Below are 21,942 nucleotides of genomic sequence, written 5' to 3'. Positions count from 1 at the left end.
AGTTGATGCGATCGCTCAACTGAAGGCTTGGCAATGAACCGTATTGTTATATTTCCCCACATTGGCTGGGAAATAACCTTAAACATAAAAATTTATATGAATTTTATATCTAGCTCTAGACAAGGCAGTTAGGATATTAGCTACAACTAAAACTTATACTCCTAAAGGCTTTTAGCATTTTTACCTGCATCCAATCTGCTATAAAATTAACGAGAGAAAAAAACAAAACATAAAACAAATATTTTAATACTGGTGATAATTTTATCTAATAAAATAGAGACGCTACAGTTAACATCTCTAAGTAGTTATTGAATCAAAATTAACACCAAATAAGAATTGTCACCACCAAATACGATTACCATTTTCATCCATTCTGGCTTGACGAATCACATCAGAAATTTCTTCCGCATCTTTCACATGATGTAGTGCTTTTTTTGTCCCATCAGGATATTCAACAACAAAATATGTGGGTACTTTAATTTGGTCACCTGTAATATCAGGAACATCTATGGCAACTTGTTGAGCTTTCTCTTCTATGGATTGAGGTTCATCTGCAATTCTATCTCCAGGATTAGCTGTTAACTTTCTTTTTTTAACGTTTGGTTCAGTTTTAGAAAACTCATCTTGACTCACTGGTTGTTCAAGATGGTTTTCTTGATGTTCCTTATTCATATTTTTTTAACAGGAAATACCTGACCGATTACTACTACCAATCTAAAAAAAATTAGATACAAGTAGTTCTTTCACAAGAGAGAGTTTGGGGTATTCCTAGCGACGAATAAGTGGGCAAATGCTATTTTGATTCTTGCTTAGACACAAAAGGAGTGTACTTACCACCTAGAGACTCAACTATAGTTTGAGTATTAGCTACAATCATTTTGATGTAACTATCAGCATTGCTACCTTTAGCACCTATAGAATCAGAATAAAGTTGATTTGCAGCTAATTTCACACCGGATTCTTGAGCAACAGTTTTAATTAAAGCAGGATTAATAGTTGTTTCAGCAAAAATCGCTGGTACACCTATTTTTTTAATTGATTCTACTAACTTCTTGACAGTTTGGGCACTTGGTTGTTCCTCTGTACTAATGCCGATTAATGTTCCTGCTATTTCTAGACCATAGGCATTACCATAGTATTGAAAAGCATCATGGGTCGTCACAAGTTTACGTTTAGCTGGGGGAATAGTTTGGATTTGTTGTTGTACCCAAGTATGTAACTGTTGTAATTCTGTGGTGAGTTGGGAAGCGTTATCGGTAAACTTTTGCCGATCCTCCGGTGATAATTCAATTAAAGCATCTCGAATAGCATTCACCATCGCGATCGCATTTTCTGCACTTCCCCACACGTGAGGGTCGGGTACAATTTCTCCTTTTCCTTTATCTAACTGTAAGGGTTTGACTACTTCCCCCACCGCTAACTTCCGTGCTTTCCCTCCAGTGGCATTCATTAACTTAATGATTCCCGGTTCCAAGTTATAACCGTTATACAAAATTAAATTGGCCTTTTCTAAAGCGCGACTATCCGTTGGTACAGGTTCGTAGACATGAGGGTCAGTCCCTGGTTTCAGAATTCCTATCAGATTAATTTCCTCCCCTCCTACCTCCTGGGCCAAATCAGCAATAATAGTGCTAGTCGCTACCACTTCTGGTTTACCATCACTTTGTTCTTGGGTGTTAGAAGCGCTACAAGCGAATAAAGCTAGAGGTATAAGTATTCTTAGAGATAACTGAGCAAAAATTTGTTTCACCATCTGGGTTTTGTTAGTTCCTAGCTGGACAGAAGCAGGGGGGAAGGAAATGTGTTTCATGCTGATTGATATATCCAAGTTGTGAACAAAAGTCTTAAATAATCCTCCCATTTATTGAAGACATGAAATATCTGGGTTACAGGTAAGTCTGATCATCAAATTTTTCCTGCATATCCTTTTCCCTGCATTCACCAATACATTTACACCCCAAACAGGACTGCTATAGTTAAACCATTAAAATAAAAAACAAGACTTTCAGAACTGAAAAATTAATGTGTCAATTGCTGGGAATGAATTGCAATGTACCAACGGATATTTGCTTTTCCTTTGAAGGTTTTTCTGCACGAGGGGGAAAAACAGATGAGCATAGCGATGGTTGGGGAATTGCTTTCTTTGAAGGAAAAGGATGTCGAATTTTTCTCGATGCTCAACCTTCGGTAGATTCTCCCATTGCAGAGTTTGTTCGACGCTATCCCATTCACTCTACCCATGTCATAGCTCATATTCGCAAAGCTACTCAAGGTGAAATAGCTTTAGAAAACTGTCATCCTTTTCGTCGCGAACTATGGGGAAGGTATTGGGTATTTGCTCATAATGGTAATTTACCAGATTTTGCACCTGAAAATTCTGGGGTCTTTCAACCGGTTGGGAATACTGATAGTGAAAAAGCCTTCTGTTTAATCCTCAATACTTTACGAGAAAATTTTCCTCAGGGAAAACCCTCACTAGCCAAGTTATATGATGTACTGCTACAAGTGAGTCAAAAATTAGCAGAGATTGGTGTTTTTAACTATTTGCTATCTGATGGTGAGCATTTTTTCGCCCACTGTTCAAGTAAATTATGTTACATCATCAGACAAGCACCATTTGCTGCTGCTCACTTGATTGACGAGGATATGACTGTAGATTTTAGCGAATTAACCACACCAAGCGATCGCGTAGCCGTCATTGCCACTACACCCCTAACAGATAATGAAGTATGGACACCAATACAACCAGGAGAACTACTAGTATTTCAAGATGGCTTACCCCAGACATTTGCCTCACCTTAGTAACTAAAAGCTAAATTAACCGGCATAGTAGTTTCTTCAGTATCTTGTCGAGATAAATATTTATTTAATATCTTCTGTACCTGATGTTTATCCACAGGTTTACTAATAAATTCAGTAGCACCAAATACTTTAGAGCGCATCCGGTCAAAGACACCATCACTACCTGTTAAAATCACTATTGGTGTTTGAGCAAAAATAGAAATTTTCCTCAATTGTGAGCAGATTTCATAGCCATTAACAGCAGGCATAATTAAATCTAGAAAAATTAAATTTGGCTTATTTTGAATTAGTATAGGTAAAGCTTGTAGAGAATCGTGAATACCGATAAATCTTAATCCTTTTCCACTAATTATCTGCTCCATAGTTTTGCATATTTGTGGGCTATCATCTACACAAGCTATCAAAGGTAAATTTGCCTGATTTGTGGCTCCTAATTTCTGAGGAAATACAACAGAATTAACTTGTACACGTATATCGGGAACTGTGATTAACTCTACTATACCTTGACGAATAAAAGGCAACAGAGAGCGAGTGATTTGCAACACATTTTGCTTCATGGTAACGCTCAAGTCCCAAAGACTATTTTGACCATTGATTAAGCGTTCCAAGTTTTTATAAACTAAAGGTGTCACTTCCTGTTGTAGTAGTTCTGGTTGACGCAATACAGCTACTAAATCAGGAGAAATGCTAGTTAATCCAGATTTAACCCAATTTAACCAAGATTCCTGCATATACTTCAAAAACATATTTGCATTGGTCAAATTAATTGGTAAGGCAATAATTTCATCTTTTACTTGTTGATAAATTAAATTGTTACCATGAATATTTTGAGCCAAATTAAATAAAACTTCTCTAATTATATTTTCTACAATAGATTTAGTTTGGACTTGACTAATCCGATTTTGTTTATATAACTTACCTATTAATAGATAATCCCAATAATCTAGCGCTAAGTCTTCTATTTCAGCAACAATTTCCTGCCATTTAAGATGATAGATATTAAATACTAAATGTCTACGTAAACGTCTACAGGCTTGCGTCCCACCAGTTGCCCAAATTATTTGACCATGAATAAAATATAAACACCAGTTGTGTTTTTTTGAATTACTAATTTCCAATTTGCCACTGTATTGCAACTGAATTAGATTGTCTAATTCCTTGAAGAGGTGATTAGATGTAAATAAGTATACATTATTCATAGTTACAGCTTAAATGGGATGAATCAGAAATAAATTAATTTATACGGTGTTTTCTTTACCTAACTTAACACTAAGTTGTATTTTTTGAAAAAAAAACAGTATAAACACGGCTGTTAGTTCAGTGATAAGTAGTCGTGCAAAATAAATTTCATAGTTAGGAGAGGAAGTAGGGAACAGGGAACAGGGAACAGGTAAGGTTTACAGAGATTTTTTCTTCAATAACTATGTGCAATTAATTTTGCCTGGGTACTTATTCCCAAAAATCTGATAAATGATGAAAAATTTGCATAATGAAAAAATGCTAAATATTTCACCTTTCTCAGGATGAAGACTGAAAAAATGTTGTTTAATACTGAGATTGCTATTGATATAAAAAATTCACGCTGACATCTGCCATCGTGAAAATATGGAATAAACCCCACAAGGAAATCCAGAATTAAGTAAATTTTCAGAAATTAGCGTTGGCCACCTTGAATCCGATCAAACACACCACCATCATCAAAAAACTTCTTCTGTACAGCATCCCAACCACCCAAGTTACCGACAGTATAGAGTCGGGAAATTTTCGGAAACTTATTTTGTACTTCTTTAGCTACAGTAGAGTTAACTGGTCGAAAACCAACTCTGGCAAACTCACGCTGTGCTTCGGGAGTAAATAGAAATTTGACAAAGGCTTCAGAAACTTCACGAGTGCCTCTTTTATCCACATTTTTATCTACCACCGCAACGGGTGCATCTATGGAAATATTCGTTGCTGGTACAGCGTAAGAAGTATCTGTCTTACCTTGTTGAGCAGCTAATATTACCTCATTCTCATAATTCAGTAACACATCTCCCTGACCTTTCTTGTAAAAGGCATCACTTGATTCCCGTGCATCTTTAGGTAAAACTACAACATTGCGAAATACCTGTCTCACAAAATTAAATGCTTGGGACTCATTACCACCATTTTTAGTCACAGCACCCCACAAAGCTAAAAAATTCCATCTGGCACCACCAGAAGTTTTCGGGTTAGCAGTAACTATTTTCACATTTGGCTTGGTTAAATCTGACCAAGTTTTAATGCCTTTGGGGTTACCAGGACGGGTTTCTAAGGCCACAACAGAACGAGTCACAATTGAGTTATTTGGTGCTTCTCGTTCCCAACCAGGGTTAATTAAACCTGCTTGTTCAATTTTTTTTGTGTCTAAAGCCAAGGCTAAAGCGACTACATCTGCTGGTAAGCCATCAATTACAGCACGGGTTTGAGAACCAGAACCACCGTAGCTTTGACGAATTACTACGTCCTGACCTTTTTCTCGTTTCCATTTGGCCACAAAATCGGGAATGATTTTTTCATAAGCAGCTTTAGTCACTGCATATGAAACCAAAGTAATTTCTACCCTCTTACCTCTTTGGCTAATTAATTGTTGCTTCGCTATAGCAGGTAATGGCAAAAGAGAGGTAACACTCAAGCCAGCTGAGAGAATTAGTGCTGATGTTTTATAAGTCTGGGATGTGGGAAAGAATTTAGTGGTGTTCAGGGAATTATGAGTCATGAGATGCTGTTCATCTGGTAAAGAAATAAACTACTGTAAGTCGGTCGAATTGCAGTAATATTTGACTAGAAAAAGAGCGTATCAGATGAAATACCAGAAAATCAATAGTTGAGCAGGGCAAAAACCACAAAAAATCGACCGGATAACGAGAATATATGATAAAAATATATATTTAATCTTTTAAATAAGTTTTATATATAAAAAGACGTAATTTCAGAAAAAATTCATACAGGGACGCAATAGTACCCCGAACCTGATACAATCCCCATATTCCCTATCGTCAAAGTGAAGTTTTGGATTGCAGATATTTTTTGATGCCTGCAATCATCTTCCGCAATGATTTCACCAGTGACGATATGTCTATCAATTAACGGAGATCGAAGGAGAAATAGTAATGAGTGTGTGGCAACGTCCACTTAGACAATTACTAAGTGCTGTGCAAAATATAACAAGTCGCTTCAAGTCTAATTCCCTCAAAGGCTTTGTGTCTTTGTTTTTACTGGGAGTCCTATTCAGTGTTACCCTGGCAGCTTGCACCGGTAGCAATGAGAATAGTTCCCCTACTCAAAGTCCAGCAGCTAGTCAAAAGCAAGATGTAGAAGTCACTCTTGTTTCTTTCGCGGTGACAAAAGCTGCCCATGAAGCCATCATTCCTAAATTTGTGGAAAAATGGAAACAAGAACATAACCAAAATGTCACTTTCAAACAAAGTTATGGTGGTTCTGGTTCCCAAACTCGTGCGGTAATTGATGGTTTGGCAGCTGATGTTGTCCACTTGGCATTATCAGGTGATACAGAGAAAATTGAGAAAGCCGGACTAATTCAACCTGGATGGCAAAAGGAATTTCCTAATAATGGAATTGTCTCTAAATCTGTAGCAGCTATTATTACTCGTGCAGGTAATCCCAAAGGAATTAAAACTTGGGCTGATTTGACCAAGGAAAATCTTAAATTAATTACTGCTGACCCGAAAACATCCGGTGTGGCTAAATGGAATTTTTTAGCTTTGTGGAATTCAGTGATTAAAACTGGTGGTGATGATGCGAAAGCTACTGAGTTTGTCACTAATGTTTATAAAAACGTTCCTATTCTGGCTAAAGATGCACGAGAAGCTACAGATGCTTTTGCTAAACAGGGTCAAGGAGATGTTCTGATTAACTACGAAAATGAAGTGGTGTTAGCACAACAAAAAGGTGAAAAAGTTGATTATGTTGTGCCTGATGTAAACATTTCTATTGATAATCCCATTGCGTTAGTTGACAAGAATGTTGATAAGCATGGCAACCGTGAGGTTGCAGAAGCATTTGTCAAGTTTCTCTACACTCCAGAAGCACAACAGGAGTTTGTCAAATTAGGCTTCCGTCCGGTGGATGAATCGGTTGCTAAAAGCAAAGAAGTAGTAGATAAATTCCCTGCGGTTAAAACTTTGGGTACAGTTGATGATTTTGGTGGTTGGTCTGCGGTTGATCAGAAGTTCTTTGCTGATGGCGGAATTTTTGACCAAATTCAAGCTAAAATCAAACGCTGATAGGAAGGATTCAGTTGTCAGTTGCTAGGAGCAAAATTCGGCAACTGAATAACTGTAACAAGAAATCATTTTGCTAAAGTTTTACTTATTATATGACTGTATTGCCTACCGTAGATGCGGATCAAAAACAGCCTGGCTGGAAAGTGTTTTTAGATTATGTAATTCACCTACCTTGGACTTGGCGAATTACCATTTTCTACTTGTTTTTCATGTTGTTTATGCCCATTGGGGCTATGTTTCTGAAAGCTAGTACGGAACCTCCATCTAAGTTTTGGGAAATAGCTACTAGTCCTTTGGCATTGGCAACATATAATGTTACTTTTGTAACTTCTATTTTTGCTGCCTTGCTTAATGGCGTATTTGGAACCTTGGTGGCTTGGGTGTTGGTGCGATACGATTTTCCCTTCAAGCGTTTAGTCGATGCCACAGTCGATTTACCGTTTGCTTTGCCAACTTCAGTCGCAGGTTTAACTCTAGCAACTGTGTACAGTGATAATGGTTGGCTTGGTTCTTTACTGGCACCATTAGGCATCAAGGTGTCTTTTACCCGGTTAGGGGTAGCAGTGGCAATGGTATTTATTTCTTTACCATTTGTTGTCAGAACTGTGCAGCCTGTACTGCAAGAAATGGAACAGGAAATAGAAGAAGCAGCTTGGAGTTTGGGTGCTTCTCAATGGCAGACTTTTTGGAAGGTGATTTTACCACCTTTATTCCCAACGATTTTGACTGGTGTAGCTTTGGGTTTCTCCCGCGCGGTGGGAGAGTATGGTTCAACGGTGATTATTTCCTCGAATACACCATTTCAAGATTTAATTGCACCTGTACTAATTTTCCAGCGTTTGGAACAGTACGACTATTCTGGTGCAACGGTGATTGGTGTGGTGTTACTGACCATTTCTTTGGTGTTGCTACTGGCAATTAATTTCTTACAAGCGTGGTCAAGAAGATATGACAACAGATAAGCAAATAGGCAGGAAAAAAAAGAGTTGGATTCCTGGTTTGTTGATTGGGATTGCGATCGCTTACCTAGCTCTGGTTCAATATATTCCAGCAATTAATGTTTTTGTCCAAGCTTTCAAAAATGGCGTTGGGCCTTTTCTCTCCAATCTGAATAAAGCTGACTTTCTCCATGCAGCATGGCTGACCCTACTGTTGGCTTTAATATCCGTGCCAATAAACACAGTATTTGGTCTCTGTGCAGCTTGGGCGATCGCTCGCTACAAGTTTCCCGGCCGAGCTATAGTTTTAAGTATCATTGACCTGCCCTTTTCTATTTCACCAGTCGTTGCCGGCTTAATGATTGTCCTTCTGTATGGCAGAAATGGCTGGTTTGGCCCTTGGTTGCAATCCCATGACATCCAAATAATCTTTGCTTTTCCTGGGATGGTACTTGCTACTGCTTTTGTCAGTATGCCCTTTGTGGCCAGAGAAGTTATTCCTGTTTTAGAAGAATTTGGCAAAGACCAAGAAGAAGCAGCTAAAACTTTGGGTGCTAACGAATGGCAGATATTTTGGCGTGTTACCTTACCAAGTATTCGCTGGGGCTTACTCTACGGTGTCATCTTAACCAACGCCAGAGCCATGGGTGAATTTGGTGCAGTTTCTGTGGTTTCTGGTAACATTGCTAGTACCACCCAGAGTTTACCTTTGTTTGTGGAAGACGCTTACAAACAATATGAAACGGAAGCTGCTTTTTCAGCCGCTGTATTGTTAGCTTTATTAGCAGTAGTAACCTTGGTGCTGAAGGAGATTCTGGAACGCAAAACCCGCATTAAGGATGTGGAATAATTCGTAATTTTCCCTAATTACGATCGCAACAATCTGAGGAATATATCAAAATTATTAGGCACGGGGTTTTATGGCTGATGCAACTATAAATAAACGCATTCGCTTGAGAATACCAACTGACTATCACCAAGAACCTGTAATTTCTCGCCTTGTATCTCAATACGGACTCATTATCAATATTCGTGCTGCACTACTAGCAGCAAACGCAGTGGGTGATGGTTGGTTCGATTTAGATTTACAAGGTACAGCAGCACAAGTTGAAAATGGACTCGCCTATTTACAAGAATTGGAGTTAGAAATTTGGGACGAAAATAAAGTTGGTAATTGGTAAGCTCATGGGCTTTTAAATTGCTTAATTTAGGGTGGGCTTTGTTGCCCCCCACAAGAATTTCACTGTTCAAGCTCCTTCACCTAACATTGCAGGCAAATCAATTTCCTTGATACAAGTTGCACGCGATAATGACAAAATACAATCAATAATCATTAACAGGTCTGTTAAAGGAATTGCTTCACCACCCAAAAGATTATGGGCTGCCAAATCAGCTAGAACTTCTGGCGTACCAACATTACCAGGATTAATCACTGTTACACCGATTTGCTGCGATCGCAATTCCTCCCTTAATGAATGCACCACACCCCGCAATCCAAATTTAGAAGCACTGTTGGCCACTTCTCTTCCCGAAAAGTTATCACGACCGGAAAGTGAACCCATAAAAATAATTTTCGGATTATCTGACCGTCTTAGAGCAGGTAACAAGGCTTTAACCAAACGAATGGGAGCTAATAAATTTACGGTGATCACTCTGGTGATGTCTGCATCAGAGCAATTTTCAAAGCTGTAGTGACTGGTAAAGGCGTGATTCTCCCATGTTCCGCCCATATATAACAAGGCATCCAAGCGATCACTGCCAATGGCATGGGCGACCTTTTCCACACCCGCTAATACCGATAAATCTGCCTGAACCCATTCACCCCAAGGTGCAGCTGTCCGAGAAACAGTTACCAAACGTTGGGATTTGGATGCTAAATGTTCAGCTACAGCCAGCCCAATTCCCCGACTAGCACCAGCTACAAGAATTGTCCCCAAAGACATCATATTTTCACCTGTTTAATTGCCGCAAAATTGGAATTTGATGCAGTAGATAATCATTGCTTTACCCTACCCTTGCTAGCCATGAGCCAAGTATCTGATTTATTTCCTCTGGTCGCTCTAACGGCACCCAATGGCCACCATCAATGGACTCATACCGCCATGTTGCGTCCACATATTGGTAACAACGAGAAAGTTGTCCTTGTGTCATCCATTCATCATTACGGCTGTAAATGCCCATAGTCGGTACAACTATTCTTTTATGACGTTGTTCTCTTAAGAAGTGGCGGTAAATTACATCGCTAGCGGGATTAGCTCGCTCCCATATCGTCCAGAACCGGGAATCACTGCCATCAGTCAGCTTGGCTAAAATTCTATTGCCATCAGGATGGGAAGCAAATTTGTCTTTAAACCTTTTGGCCCCATGACTCAGATACCAATATCTACTAGCTTGATCCATACCATGCAAAACCAGCCACAGATAATGTAGAACATTTCCCATCAACATATCTCGCAGAATCTCAACGGCATGTCCCACAGATATTGCACAATAACTGAGGAAGCGATGGGGGTAATTAGCTACTGTTTCCCAAGAGACTGTAGCCCCATAGTCATGGGCAATGAGATGTACTCTTTCTATTTCCAACTCATCCAGTAGGGCAATGGTATCAGCACCTAGTTGAGTTACATGGTATCGTCTTACATCTGCTGGTGCTGAACTCTCTCCATGACCAATCCAGTCTACAGAAATTGCCCTGAAACCAAGTGTATGTAGATAACCTATCTGATATCGCCATAGGCTTTTGTCGTCGGGCCAGCCATGCAGCAACATGACTGGTGGGCCGGAACCACCTGTATCTGTGATGGCATATTCCACACCTCTAACTTTGACTAGCTTGGTGGCCGCAACAGTGATATTTTGATCAGACATTTACCAGAATTAATCCATTTCAATTGAAACAAAGACCGAATTTAGTTACCCCTGGAAATTCGATCTGAAAGCGATCGCGAAAATATGCAGCGTAAAAGGTTTCGTAAGGTTGAAAGCCCAGAGATTCATAGGTGTGACGGGCAACATCATTGCCGTTGATAACCATGATGCCCACATGAGAATGCTGTTGTGAACGCCCCACTGCTAACAAGGCTTGAAGTAAAGTTTTTCCCAGTCCTCGACCTCGATATTCTGGCAATACTGCCACATTTTCAATGATCCAAGGGGCTTGGGGTGTCAGAAACACGGGTTGATAATTTCCTCCCCAATATTGCTCATAGCGATCGCTAAAGGCTATGGTCGTTTCTACAGACCATCCCAAATCTTGCGCTATCTTTTTCAAACAGGAAAGACGTAACGGGCAGTAGTCCTCATGATTAGGTGTATAACCTGCTGCCGCTCCTACTGGCTTACCTGAATCTTCCAAAATCCAGAAATCTCCCACATTACCCCAGTTACCACCACCTACTCTTAACATTGCCTCAATAAATGGCAATGCACCCGTATCTGTGTCATGTAACATATCTTCCCAAAAGCAGCGATTCAACGGTGGTAGAGAGGCTTCATACTCTATTCTTGCCAGAAAAGAGATATCTGCATTCGTGGCATTGCGGATACTCAATCCAGTTGGCATGACAATTTCCTGGAAGTGCATATTCAGAAAAGATACAATCTGTATGTATCTAAAATACAGAGACATTCTTTCTCTTGTCAAGATACATACTGCATGAATGTTTATTTGTAATTAGCTAAGATGTCCGTCAAACTCACCAAAGCCGAACAAACCCTGCGTACCCGTCGTGCCATTTTGGAGCGATCGCGTCATTTATTTGCCACCAAAGGGTATGCAGCCACTGGAACAGAGGAAATTATCAACGGCTTGGGAATTACTCGCGGAGCTTTGTATCACCAATTCAAAGATAAGCTAGGGGTCTTTAAAGCTGTGGTAGCTGAAGCTTACGACGAGATGACACAATACATCATCGCCAAAGTTCAACCCATAGAAGACCCATGGGAACAGTTAGTTGTTGGTTGTCAGGCATTCTTAGAAATTGCCCAGCAAGGAGATTTGCGACGGTTAGTCTACATTGAAGCCCCAGCAGTCTTAGCCGCAGACACCTTAGTTGAGTTTGACCAGTATGGATTTTCTTTGCTCTATCAGGCAATTCAAGCAGTCGTCCAAGAGGGAAAACTCAATACCATTGATGCAGAAGGTTTTGCCCATTTAGTCAATGGTTCTCTCAATGAATTAGCTGCGTGGGTAGCTCAATCTAAAGACCCAGAACGATTGAAAACGGCTCAAATCTTAGTGGAAACCTTGCTGAATCACCATCGGTAGAAGCCATACTTCTGTAACTCCTGTTCGCGCAGCGTGGCGTAGCCATACTCCTGAACTCCTGAACTCCTGAACTTCTGAACTTCTGAACTTCTGAACTCCTGAACTCCTGAACTCCTGAACTTCTGAACTTCTGTAACTCCTGAACTCCTGAACTCCTGAACTTCTGAACTTCTGAACTTCTGAACTCCTGAACTCCTGAAGATGAAACATTACAACACCAGTGACGATAAGATGAGAGAGTAGCTCGTTTTGCTTTCCAAGGGTACTATCTCGTGCTATCTACACTGCGTGCCGACTTTCGCATCATCTTTGAACGTGACCCAGCTGCCCGGAATTGGTTGGAGGTCTTGTTTTGTTATCCAGGCTTACAAGCCCTAATGTTCCACCGGCTGGCCCACTGGCTGCGTAGTATTGGTATTCCCTTCATCCCCCGGCTGATTTCTCACATCGCTCGGTTTTTAACTGGCATTGAAATTCACCCAGGGGCTGTAATTGGTCAGGGGGTATTTATTGACCATGGAATGGGAGTCGTTATTGGTGAAACGGCCATTGTCGGGGACTATGCCCTCATTTATCAAGGTGTCACCTTGGGGGGTACTGGTAAAGAGAGTGGTAAACGTCACCCCACTTTAGGCGAAAATGTTGTCGTTGGTGCTGGTGCGAAAGTTTTAGGTAATATCCAAATTGGTAATAACGTCCGCATTGGTGCTGGTTCAGTTGTGTTGAGAGACGTTCCCTCTAGCTGCACAGTTGTCGGTGTACCCGGTCGGATTATCTATCGTTCAGGAGTTCGGGTTGCTCCCCTAGAACACAACAACTTACCAGACTCAGAAGCAGAAGTTATTCGCGCTTTAGTTGACCGCATCGAATCCTTAGAAGAACAAATCCAAACCCTTAAGGAATCTCAAACCCCAATCAAAACACCTGTTTTGGCAGGTAACTTTATGTTGAGTGAGGAAAAATTACCACAATCAACTCCCCTTGTGTGTAACCTCCGAGATAAGGCCATACAGGAATTTCTAGACGGTGCAGGAATCTAAAAATCCTAAGTCAAAAACTACGGGTTTATCGCTTGAGTAGACCATTCTTGGTTTTGCTGAAGGTGGTAAACCCATCTATTTTGTGGTTCACCCCGCAACTCTAGGTGATCAACTTGTATGGGGTCGAGTAGAAGCAAACAAAAAGTTTCTACAGGTTGAGTAGAATCTGGTGCTGGTGGTGCAAATGCTTGCGGGTCTTTCACCCTAGCTTGACCAGGTTCAGGCCAAACAAATTGTAACCGTGCGGCATCACTCAATTCTTGCCACATTTTGATTCTTGCTGGTTGTAAATGTGGATGAGAATTAGCACTAACTAAAATTAATTCGCCACTAATCCGAAATTGTTCTCTTGTGTTGGGAAAATACCAACAAACCTCAGCACCTGATTTTTGCTGTATTTGTTCAGCTTTTTCACTGCGAATATCGGTAATAAACTTTAACTGGTTACTATTTTCCAGAAACCCACGAAACACAACAGTCCGATTTGCTGGCAATCCATTCTCTCTAATCGTTGCCAGTTGTACGTAGCGTGAATATACAAGACTGCGGTTACGATGCAGGGCGCTAGTAACTAGACTTCGCCAAGGTGCAAGGGACATTTTGAATTTAAGATTGGCGAATTCTAAAAGGCAGTGGGTGACCTGAGATTCGAACTCAGAACCAGCGGATTAAGAGTCCGATGCTCTACCGTTGAGCTAGTCACCCACACATGAAGGTAATCATAGCAAACTTTCACTGTCGGCGCTAGTCTTTTAGGTCAAAAATCTATGAAATGGGGAATTGTAATGTAAAATTCAGCTTATTTTCGGTATTGTCTACATGAATTAAACCTCCTAGACGCTGCACCATGATTTTCACTAAGGTCAGTTCTAAGCCGGTGTTTGTGGACTTCCAAGGGTCATTTTTGGTAATGTGGTGAAATGGCTGAAAGATTTGGGATAATTCGCTTTGAGAAATTTCTATCCCAGAGTTGGTGATTTTGATTTCTATGAGTTTTTCATTCCCGCTGGCAGAAATTTGAATGAACTCGTTAGCTGGGGTACATTGGCAAGCGTGGCTGATGAGTGCGGTGATAATTCGCTCTAAATCGGTAATATCTGTTTGAAAAGAGGGAATATCTTCGGCAATGGTGAATGTCAATATTTGTTTTTGGCAATTCGCTACGTCTCGAAAAGAGTCAACAATGGGAGGAAGCCATGTTGATAGTTCAATTTCTATGAATGTGGGGGGGTCTGGTTCGGTTTTGAGAGATGCTAGGGTGAGTAAGTCATTGATGAGATTATTTTCTCTCCCACATTCGTTATGGAGAATTTGTAGAAGTTGGGGTACTAGGTCTAAATCAATAATGCCATTGGGGGTAAGTACACCTTCCAGTGTTTGAGCAACTAGGCTAATACTAGTGAGGGGTGTGCGTAGTTCTTGAGATAGGTTTTTGAGAAATTCATGTTTACTGCGTTCCCGTTGTTCTAGTTCTCTGACCTGGGCTGTGGTTTGTGCGTATAATTGGGATTGGCGAATAGCGATCGCACATTCGTTGGCTATATCCTCTACTAAGCCAATCTCTAATGGGGCAAATTTTTCTTCTTTAGTCCTGATAAGCCAAATATTGCCAAATATGCCTTGTGCATCGAAAATAGGACAGGCTAGCTGGCTGACGAATTTTAATGTAGGTTTCCACCCAGCGATGATTTCTGCACATTGCCAAGGCTGTTTTTGTAATAGTTGCTGATAAATATGGGGATAGTCTAGAATCTGTTTGCTTGATTCTTGGTGGTAGTCAGCATCTGGGCAATAGTCGCTGCTAACTGTGGTGGTAGTTTTTTCACCATCATAGAGTTCGATGTAGCAACGCTCAACTTGCAGTAATTCGGCTAATTCCTGGGTAACTATATGTAATATTTGTTGTACATCCCAGCGATCGCGGATTTTTTCCGTTATCTTGGATAATAAAGCTTGAAATTCTTGTTGTTGCTGTAATTGCCTGTGGTGTTCCTGTGTTTGCAATTCCAACTGAGATTGCAAATGTTGAACTTGTTGCTGTAGTTTTGATTGTAGAATAGCAATTCCTAGTTGCAATGCAATTTGTTTGCAGAGATCAATTTCACTTTGTTGCCATTGATGTGGTTCCCAACAATACTGAGCTATTAATAATCCCCATAAATCTTGTTGTTGGATAATGGGTACTACAAGGTTAGCTCTAACTTGAATCGCTGCCAAAAAATCTCTTTGTCCAGGATGTAAACCCGTAGCGGCAATATCTTCAACAACGTGAATGGAACCCTGCTTATAATGTTCTTGGTGTTCTGTTAAAAAGCAGGGAGCATTAATTTTTTGTCCCCATAAAGAAATTTCTGGCTTGAGGGTAGATTCAGCAATAATTTCTCCAGATTCCTGGGTTACTAAATGATAAACCATCAGGCGATCGCACTCTAGCATCTGCCGCAGTTCTAAAACTGTCTGCTGAATAATTACCTCTAACTCTTCACCTTGGCAAATACTATTGGCAGTATCCTTTAACAACTGTTCTCGTTCTGCTTGGATTCTACCTGCTAATTCTGCTTGTTTTAAATGAGTAATATTTTTACTGGTGCCAATTAATTGATAAATTCGTCCTTGATGATCCCGCAAGGGTGTTAGAGTTGTACTCCACCATGTTCTAATGCCTTGAAAATGCAGACATTGTTCATAGGACATGGTTTGCCCAAACCGCACACAATCTATGTAACGCTGACGCACCCGCACCGCATCTAAAGGAGAAAGAATATCCTCTGGTCTTTTCCCCCGTACTTCCTCTGAACGCAGTCCCAAACATCGCTCATGGGTGGGGTTCAGTGCTAAATAGCAAAAGTCCCCATTGTCCAATACATCCACAATAAAAATCGATGTCTGCACAGAATCGTACATACTGAGAAGAAATTGCTCGCTGCTACTCAGTTCATCGATGGCTGTAGTAAAAAATGGCGGTGCGGTGTTTGGCAAATCTGGGATAGATTTTACTGAATGGCTATTCATGGAAGAGTTCCTATGTTATATTTATAACTTTTATAGGCGCTCTCTTCATTATTAATACTGTTAAAAATACTTCTTAGCGCCTAAAGCTAAGTTGTCTTAACCCTTACCTAGTAGTGATTTTTTTCTTTCTCTACTTCTGTAGATAAGCTACGTGCAGTTCATTCAGGCAAGCTGAATCAAAGGAACTTTTTGTAAAGTATCTTACCTAAGCTAATTTTTAGGCAGGTACAGAGGTTAGTTGTTAATAATGTTTTAAGATTCTTACATATCCAGAGTTACAAACTAAAGTACATTTTCATTTTTGTTACAAATCTTAATAGATTAGAGAAATTGAGGGAGTTGGCTCTGGGATTAAATTTAGTCAATATAGCTATTTTAAGTCAAAACTTTCTCGGCGCTAATTCCTGTGACAATGGCAACAATTATCCAAGTTACAGCTAAACCAATTACTTCCCCTAAATATAACTGACTCATTTGACGCAAAAATATTCCCAATGTGGAACCGATGGGTAAAGCCACGGCCCAAGCTGCGGAATTCACAAATATCCATTGCCAAGCCGAGGATAGGGAAGGAGGAATTGCTAAACTCCATTGTGCCAATCCCATCATCAAACCACCAATACCTCCCGAAATAATTCCAGAGAAAATCCTTTGTGGAATGAAATCAGTTGTTGATACAGACCAACCCAAAGCACCGATACCAATAGCTGCAATGAGTGACCAGATGAAAAAGGTAGATAGCACCCATTTGACAGGAGATATAGTTTTTCTCAGTATACAACTTTGTGGCAGGGCGATCGCTAGCCCACCGATAGCAGCTTCCCCGATTCGCATATCTGGTGCTTCTCCCACCTCCACGATGAGCAAACTCACCAAAAATCCCCCCATGGTCGCGAAAATCCACAATAATATAAAAAATACCCCAGAGTAACGATTTTGAGCTTGACTAGAGGCCACAGACATTACAATTTCTCCAGGGTTAAAGGCTTAAAAGCTTTAGCTGCAAACATGTCCAGGAATACCCGACGACGTTGTTGAGGAGATTCGGGAGCGATATAACCCCACAGACTTTCCCAATAGAAAAATGAGAAACCAGAAAAATTGCGATCGCGTACTATTTCCACCTGTGCTTGAATTTGGTTAATATCCACAGGTTTGACTAAGGTTCCTGTTGAGATGCCAATTGCCACAGGAATTTGATTTTTCGCTGATTGCACCGCTGGTTTTTCTAATTCACCAATGAAAGAATTTGTATTATTCCGATATACCTGCAAAATCAATTCATCCACCAAACCTTTCTTGACCCAAGTATCCCAATCTTGTAAATAATATTTATACGCAAAGCCATGAGAATTGGGAGAAAGAGATACTTTTACATAGGGTTTAACAGCTTTTACCGCTTGGTGAATTCTCATCATAAACTCTGTAATTTTATCTGCCCTCCACCGCATCCATTCAGCATCAAACGGGTCAGTTGGTGGTTGTTTACCTTGATGTTCTTGGGCATACAATTGCACAGTAAAATCATCATAACCAAACTGTACAGGCATTCCAAAATGATCATCTAACTGGATGCCATCCACATTATAATTACTCACTACTTCTAAAATTAAACTGCCAATAAATTCTTGAACTTCTGGATGGAGAGGGTTTAACCAAGCTTGCCGATTGATTATGCCATCATTCATTTCTTCCGGCAAATTGGACTGGAGAGAATTCATTCCTGCTTGTCCTACTGTTAACCATTCAGGATGTCTTTGTACCAAAGCAGAATCACTGGGAGCCATTAACCCATATTCAAACCAAGGAATTACAGTTAAATTAGCATTTCTTGCCAACTTGACCAACTTGCCCAAGACATCTACACCACCATGGAGAAAGTTCAACATTGGTTGAGTTTCTTCTCCTGTAATCTCTTTGGCTACAGCACTTTTGTAAAAAGTATAGCCTCTATTCCAAACTACCGGATAAATTGTATTAAAATTTAGTTTTGCTAATTGGTGTACAGCCCGATCAATTCCCCAGGGAACAAAAAATACACCACTAGCAACATTAGTCAGCCAAACGCCGCGAATTTCTGTAGTGATTGGAGTTCTTCTTGGAGAAGGAATAGGAGTTGAACCAAGAGGAAATATCGTTAAACTGATTACAAATCCTAAACACAGCAAAAACCAAAAGCAACGGCGAATCACCCTATTCATCTATCCCTAAGATGTATCTTGGTAATTCTATATAACTACAAAATTGCCTGAAAAACATCAGGATTTTCTACATGCTTATTGCCTTCCAAAATACTTCAAAATATTAATATTTGATGATTTTATATTCATAAATTAAAATTTCGTGATAAGCAGATAATCAATAATTTCTATATAGTTTCCCTACCAATTTTGATTAAAAATAAATTGAGGATTGTTTTTAACTAATTTAAAATATTCTGATTTGATAGTCAAAATATTCGTTTTACTTTACCCACCTACCCCACCCCCGCTGTCGCGCTCCCTCCCCTTACCAAGGAAGGGGAGGGTTGGGAAGGGGTATTATTCATCTGCTGGCTACTTTTGGCAAATTGGTATAATTATTTGTATAAGTCTCCCGTGCAAAATAGCCCGCAGCAAAAGACGTAACTATATTAAGATGCCTAAAATTTAACTGTGTAATAGCTGATAATAAGAAAAAATTTTTAGGATCTAAATCCTAACAGAATATTTAATTTTAATCTGTTGAATTTTCGTCACATACAGCAGATCGGAACTGAATAAGGGACAAAACTTCAGAATACAGAACAAAGTCATTGTTTTCTTGTTCCTGCTGTATGTATCCTCAATGGAGATGAATATAAATAGCGGTATCTGGATAGTAAAAATATTAACAATTAATGTTTCACTATCCAAAATCCCAAAGCTTTATAGGTTTTTATTTACAACCGTCGCAATAAGCTTAAACCGTGTGTATCTGTCCCGCAACTATTTAATAGATTATATTCTTGCGCTAAGATAGTAACCTGCTTAGATTCAACAAGGCTAGGTTTCCAAGGGGTAGGGTTGTTGTAAGCGTAGAAAGATTCCACACCATCAATACCATATTCTGCTGCTAGGGGGATGAGATCAAAATGCGATCGCCTGTAACGTGCAGGATGGGCTAATACAGCTAATCCTCCCGCTTTATGAATCGCCTTAATTACATTAGCTGCTTGATAATCTTTACCTGTTGTTGGTTTGCTTTGTAAATAAGGTCTAATACTAAAGTGTTCTATATCAAAACCATAAGCCAAAATATGCACCTCTACGTCCATCAGATTGGCATTAATTTCTACTCCACTCCACAGCACAGGGGCCTGTGCTTCAGAACTATTCCACTTCCAGTCTTCTAACCAAGCTTGTGCTACTTCATAACCACCAATATTGTGATGGTCTGTAATTGCTAGTCCTTGTAAACCAATAGAAATAGCCTGTTCCATTAATACACTCGGTTGTAATTTGCCATCCGAGTGAACTGTGTGCATATGAAAATTAAATTGCGTGGGACAACTTTGGGCATCAATGCTCTGGAATACTTGCTTCAAAATATCAGTGGAAGCAGTAGACCGGGCAAAATTTACAACCATAACCCCTCTAAACAAAAATTATGTAATTCTCAAAACACCAACACACCGCACCCAATAACTAATCAGACATGACCAACAAAAAATTTGTCGATATGTAAAGACTACGTTAGCAAATCTTAAAGCTCGCGGTCATGAGTATTTTCTATTACTTTGATAAAGAGAGTCTCCAATATTGCCATGATTTGTGTAAAGACTTCTCTCCTCAAAACTGAAAATACACTCAGAACCCTGATTCAATATGACTTGTTTGCTCTAAACAGGTCTTTCAATCAACATTGACTAAGTGTAATTTTTTTTGTTTCAAGTCGGTAGTCCAATTAATTCACCAGTACCACTCACAACTTCCCCGATGACAGCAGCAGAGATATCTTGTGCCTGGAAATGGCTGATAGTCTGGTCTACTGCTTGGGGTGGGACAATTAATACAAATCCAATTCCCATGTTGAAAGTGTTGTACATAGCTTCAGCACTCACACCACCAGTTTCGGCTAACCAATTAAATAAGGGGGGAATTTCCCAACTATGAGGATTAATTTTAATGGCTTGACCAGAGGCTAAACATCGAGGTAAATTTTCCGGTAAACCCCCACCTGTAATGTGAGCCATGCCATGAATTTCCAACCCTGCTTTTAACGCGGCTAATACAGGTTGGACATAAATGCGGGTCGGTTTGAGAAAAAGTTCCCCCAGAGTTTCACCACCTAACAATTCTGGTCTATCGTTCCAACTCAAATTGCGATCGCTAATAATCTTTCTGACTAAACTGAAACCATTACTGTGGACACCAGTGCTAGCTAAACCCACAGCCACATCCCCAACTTGTACCTGGGAACCATTGAGCATTTGGCTTTTCTCAACAATAGCCACACAAAAACCAGCTAAATCGTATTCTCCAGCTTGGTAAAAACCAGGCATTTCCGCTGTTTCTCCACCCAACAACGCACAACCTGATAACTTACAACCAGCCGCTATCCCCTCAACTACCTGAGTTAATTGCTCTTTGTCTAACTTCCCAGTAGCTACATAATCAAGAAAAAATAATGGTTCAGCACCAGATGTCAGTACATCATTGACACACATAGCCACTAAATCTATACCCACAGTATCGTGGCGGTTGAGTATATGGGCAATTTTTAACTTAGTGCCAACACCATCTGTACCAGACACTAAAACTGGTTCCTTGTAACCCGTTGGCAATTGAAAACAACCGCCAAAACCACCTAGACCACCTAAAACCTCTGGTCTAAAGGTACTGTGAACAGAATCTTTAATTCGATTTACAAACTCTCTGCCTGCTTCAACATCAACGCCTGCATCCCGATAATCCATGCCTAACTACACCGCTATCAATCTGCTAAAAACCCAGGCTATTATCATCACATATTTGGGTACTCAATACATTAAAAAACTTCATTTTCTATACCGCGCCACCATTCACCCAAATTCATTAAATCTTGGTGAATATCAGCTAATTCTTCAGCATAGGCATTTTCTGATAGGATATGCTGCCGTTCTTGTAACTTTTTCAGGCGTAATTGTACTAATAACCAAGGCTTGGAGATACTGTCAGTCTTTTCTAGATATTGTGCTAATGTTTGGCTATCCATAAGAGTTGAAATAGTCTTGAGAGCAACTAAATATTCTTGATGATATTGTATCGGAATCTGCTGAGATTCCTACACTGAATTATTTCAGGCAATCAACAGACATCTGGTGAAATTACAGCAGAAGGAAGAAGACAGAAGTTGCAGAAGTTGCAGGAGTTGCAGGAGTTGCAGGAGTTCAGAAGTTGCAGAAGTTGCAGAAGTTGCAGAAGTTGCAGAAGTTGCAGAAGTTACAGAAGTTGCAGGAGTTACAGAATAATTCATGCTATTGCTGCTGAATTCTTGCATTTTTCAACTCCTGTTCTCCATCTTCCGTAGGTTCCTGTTCGCGTTCACGTAGTGTGACGTAGGCATAGCGTGCTGGAGGCATACTCCTGTTCGCGTAGCGTGCCGTAGGCATACTC

General features: G+C 40.1%; 22 protein-coding genes and 1 tRNA gene. 7 read left to right on the top strand and 16 right to left on the bottom strand.

Annotated features, from left to right (window positions below; all coding sequences use genetic code 11):
• Nucleotides 1–339: 339 nt before the first annotated feature.
• Entirely contained in the window at nt 340–672 is a 333-nt protein-coding gene (locus tag H6G73_RS08955) for a hypothetical protein (RefSeq protein ID WP_190603444.1), read from the bottom strand.
• A 121-nt stretch (nt 673–793) separates the two neighbouring features.
• On the bottom strand, nt 794–1,753 hold the full coding sequence (locus tag H6G73_RS08950) for a metal ABC transporter substrate-binding protein (protein WP_190603524.1): 960 nt from the start codon (nt 1,751–1,753) through the stop codon (nt 794–796).
• A 269-nt stretch (nt 1,754–2,022) separates the two neighbouring features.
• Between H6G73_RS08950 and H6G73_RS08945 the strand changes: the two genes are divergently transcribed.
• The gene (locus tag H6G73_RS08945) at nt 2,023–2,802 is read left to right on the top strand and encodes a class II glutamine amidotransferase (RefSeq protein WP_190603442.1); all 780 of its coding nucleotides are present in this window, start codon (nt 2,023–2,025) and stop codon (nt 2,800–2,802) included.
• Here the strand turns inward: H6G73_RS08945 and H6G73_RS08940 are convergent.
• Nucleotides 2,799–4,001: a response regulator gene (locus H6G73_RS08940; protein ID WP_190603440.1), complete on the bottom strand. Its 1,203-nt coding sequence runs from the start codon at nt 3,999–4,001 to the stop codon at nt 2,799–2,801. The genes H6G73_RS08945 and H6G73_RS08940 overlap by 4 nt on opposite strands.
• Nucleotides 4,002–4,456: 455 nt before the next feature.
• The gene (locus tag H6G73_RS08935; RefSeq protein ID WP_190603438.1) at nt 4,457–5,539 is read right to left on the bottom strand and encodes a sulfate ABC transporter substrate-binding protein; all 1,083 of its coding nucleotides are present in this window, start codon (nt 5,537–5,539) and stop codon (nt 4,457–4,459) included.
• A gap of 394 nt (nt 5,540–5,933) precedes the next feature.
• On the opposite strand from H6G73_RS08935, the gene H6G73_RS08930 reads away from it, so the two are divergent.
• From H6G73_RS08930 to H6G73_RS08915, 4 genes are all read left to right on the top strand, one after another.
• The gene (locus H6G73_RS08930) at nt 5,934–7,067 is read left to right on the top strand and encodes a sulfate ABC transporter substrate-binding protein (RefSeq protein ID WP_190603435.1); all 1,134 of its coding nucleotides are present in this window, start codon (nt 5,934–5,936) and stop codon (nt 7,065–7,067) included.
• A gap of 92 nt (nt 7,068–7,159) precedes the next feature.
• Entirely contained in the window at nt 7,160–8,029 is an 870-nt protein-coding gene (gene cysT / locus H6G73_RS08925; RefSeq protein ID WP_190603434.1) for a sulfate ABC transporter permease subunit CysT, read from the top strand.
• Complete coding sequence (cysW, locus tag H6G73_RS08920; protein ID WP_190603432.1) at nt 8,016–8,855, top strand: sulfate ABC transporter permease subunit CysW; 840 nt, start codon at nt 8,016–8,018, stop codon at nt 8,853–8,855. Before cysT ends, cysW begins: the two co-directional genes overlap by 14 nt.
• 70 nt (nt 8,856–8,925) lie before the next feature.
• Nucleotides 8,926–9,186, top strand: a complete 261-nt coding sequence (locus H6G73_RS08915; protein WP_190603430.1) for an NIL domain-containing protein — start codon at nt 8,926–8,928, stop codon at nt 9,184–9,186.
• 66 nt (nt 9,187–9,252) lie between these two features.
• On the opposite strand, the gene H6G73_RS08910 is transcribed toward H6G73_RS08915, so the two are convergent.
• The 3 genes from H6G73_RS08910 to H6G73_RS08900 are packed head-to-tail and all read right to left on the bottom strand — an operon-like array spanning nt 9,253 to nt 11,570.
• The gene (locus H6G73_RS08910; protein WP_199317659.1) at nt 9,253–9,951 is read right to left on the bottom strand and encodes an SDR family NAD(P)-dependent oxidoreductase; all 699 of its coding nucleotides are present in this window, start codon (nt 9,949–9,951) and stop codon (nt 9,253–9,255) included.
• 58 nt (nt 9,952–10,009) lie between these two features.
• Nucleotides 10,010–10,876: an alpha/beta fold hydrolase gene (locus tag H6G73_RS08905; protein WP_190603429.1), complete on the bottom strand. Its 867-nt coding sequence runs from the start codon at nt 10,874–10,876 to the stop codon at nt 10,010–10,012.
• A 19-nt stretch (nt 10,877–10,895) separates the two neighbouring features.
• Entirely contained in the window at nt 10,896–11,570 is a 675-nt protein-coding gene (locus H6G73_RS08900) for a GNAT family N-acetyltransferase (protein ID WP_190603427.1), read from the bottom strand.
• Nucleotides 11,571–11,690: 120 nt separating this feature from the next.
• Here H6G73_RS08900 and H6G73_RS08895 point away from each other — a divergent pair, with 120 nt between their 5' ends.
• Both H6G73_RS08895 and cysE read left to right on the top strand, forming a co-directional pair.
• The gene (locus H6G73_RS08895; protein ID WP_190603425.1) at nt 11,691–12,275 is read left to right on the top strand and encodes a TetR/AcrR family transcriptional regulator; all 585 of its coding nucleotides are present in this window, start codon (nt 11,691–11,693) and stop codon (nt 12,273–12,275) included.
• A gap of 272 nt (nt 12,276–12,547) precedes the next feature.
• Complete coding sequence (gene cysE, locus H6G73_RS08890; protein WP_190603422.1) at nt 12,548–13,315, top strand: serine O-acetyltransferase; 768 nt, start codon at nt 12,548–12,550, stop codon at nt 13,313–13,315.
• Nucleotides 13,316–13,332: 17 nt separating this feature from the next.
• On the opposite strand, the gene H6G73_RS08885 is transcribed toward cysE, so the two are convergent.
• From H6G73_RS08885 to H6G73_RS08845, 9 genes are all read right to left on the bottom strand, one after another.
• Complete coding sequence (locus H6G73_RS08885; RefSeq protein WP_190603420.1) at nt 13,333–13,914, bottom strand: Npun_F5749 family FMN-dependent PPOX-type flavoprotein; 582 nt, start codon at nt 13,912–13,914, stop codon at nt 13,333–13,335.
• Between the two features lie 34 nt (nt 13,915–13,948).
• Nucleotides 13,949–14,020, bottom strand: a tRNA-Lys gene (locus H6G73_RS08880).
• Between the two features lie 60 nt (nt 14,021–14,080).
• Nucleotides 14,081–16,327 (bottom strand): GAF domain-containing protein, encoded by a 2,247-nt coding sequence (locus H6G73_RS08875; protein ID WP_190603418.1) that lies wholly within the window; start codon nt 16,325–16,327, stop codon nt 14,081–14,083.
• Between the two features lie 375 nt (nt 16,328–16,702).
• Nucleotides 16,703–17,290, bottom strand: coding sequence for a hypothetical protein (locus H6G73_RS08870; RefSeq protein ID WP_190603416.1), 588 nt, complete (start codon nt 17,288–17,290; stop codon nt 16,703–16,705).
• A complete protein-coding gene (locus H6G73_RS08865) occupies nt 17,290–18,528 on the bottom strand; it encodes a glycoside hydrolase family 10 protein (protein WP_190603414.1) in 1,239 nt (412 codons plus the stop codon). The genes H6G73_RS08870 and H6G73_RS08865 overlap by 1 nt, the downstream gene beginning before the upstream one ends.
• 719 nt (nt 18,529–19,247) lie before the next feature.
• Nucleotides 19,248–19,934, bottom strand: coding sequence for a PHP domain-containing protein (locus H6G73_RS08860; protein WP_190603412.1), 687 nt, complete (start codon nt 19,932–19,934; stop codon nt 19,248–19,250).
• A gap of 300 nt (nt 19,935–20,234) precedes the next feature.
• Nucleotides 20,235–21,263: a phosphoribosylformylglycinamidine cyclo-ligase gene (gene purM / locus H6G73_RS08855; RefSeq protein ID WP_190603410.1), complete on the bottom strand. Its 1,029-nt coding sequence runs from the start codon at nt 21,261–21,263 to the stop codon at nt 20,235–20,237.
• Nucleotides 21,264–21,334: 71 nt separating this feature from the next.
• Nucleotides 21,335–21,541 (bottom strand): hypothetical protein, encoded by a 207-nt coding sequence (locus tag H6G73_RS08850; RefSeq protein WP_190603408.1) that lies wholly within the window; start codon nt 21,539–21,541, stop codon nt 21,335–21,337.
• An 84-nt stretch (nt 21,542–21,625) separates the two neighbouring features.
• Nucleotides 21,626–21,802, bottom strand: a complete 177-nt coding sequence (locus H6G73_RS08845; RefSeq protein WP_206756232.1) for a hypothetical protein — start codon at nt 21,800–21,802, stop codon at nt 21,626–21,628.
• Nucleotides 21,803–21,942: the final 140 nt, after the last annotated feature.

This window comes from Richelia sinica FACHB-800 (assembly GCF_014698825.1).
GTDB lineage: Bacteria > Cyanobacteriota > Cyanobacteriia > Cyanobacteriales > Nostocaceae > FACHB-800.
The sequence above is the reverse complement of the archived record's forward strand: the minus strand, read 5'-3'. Positions and strand labels throughout refer to the sequence as shown.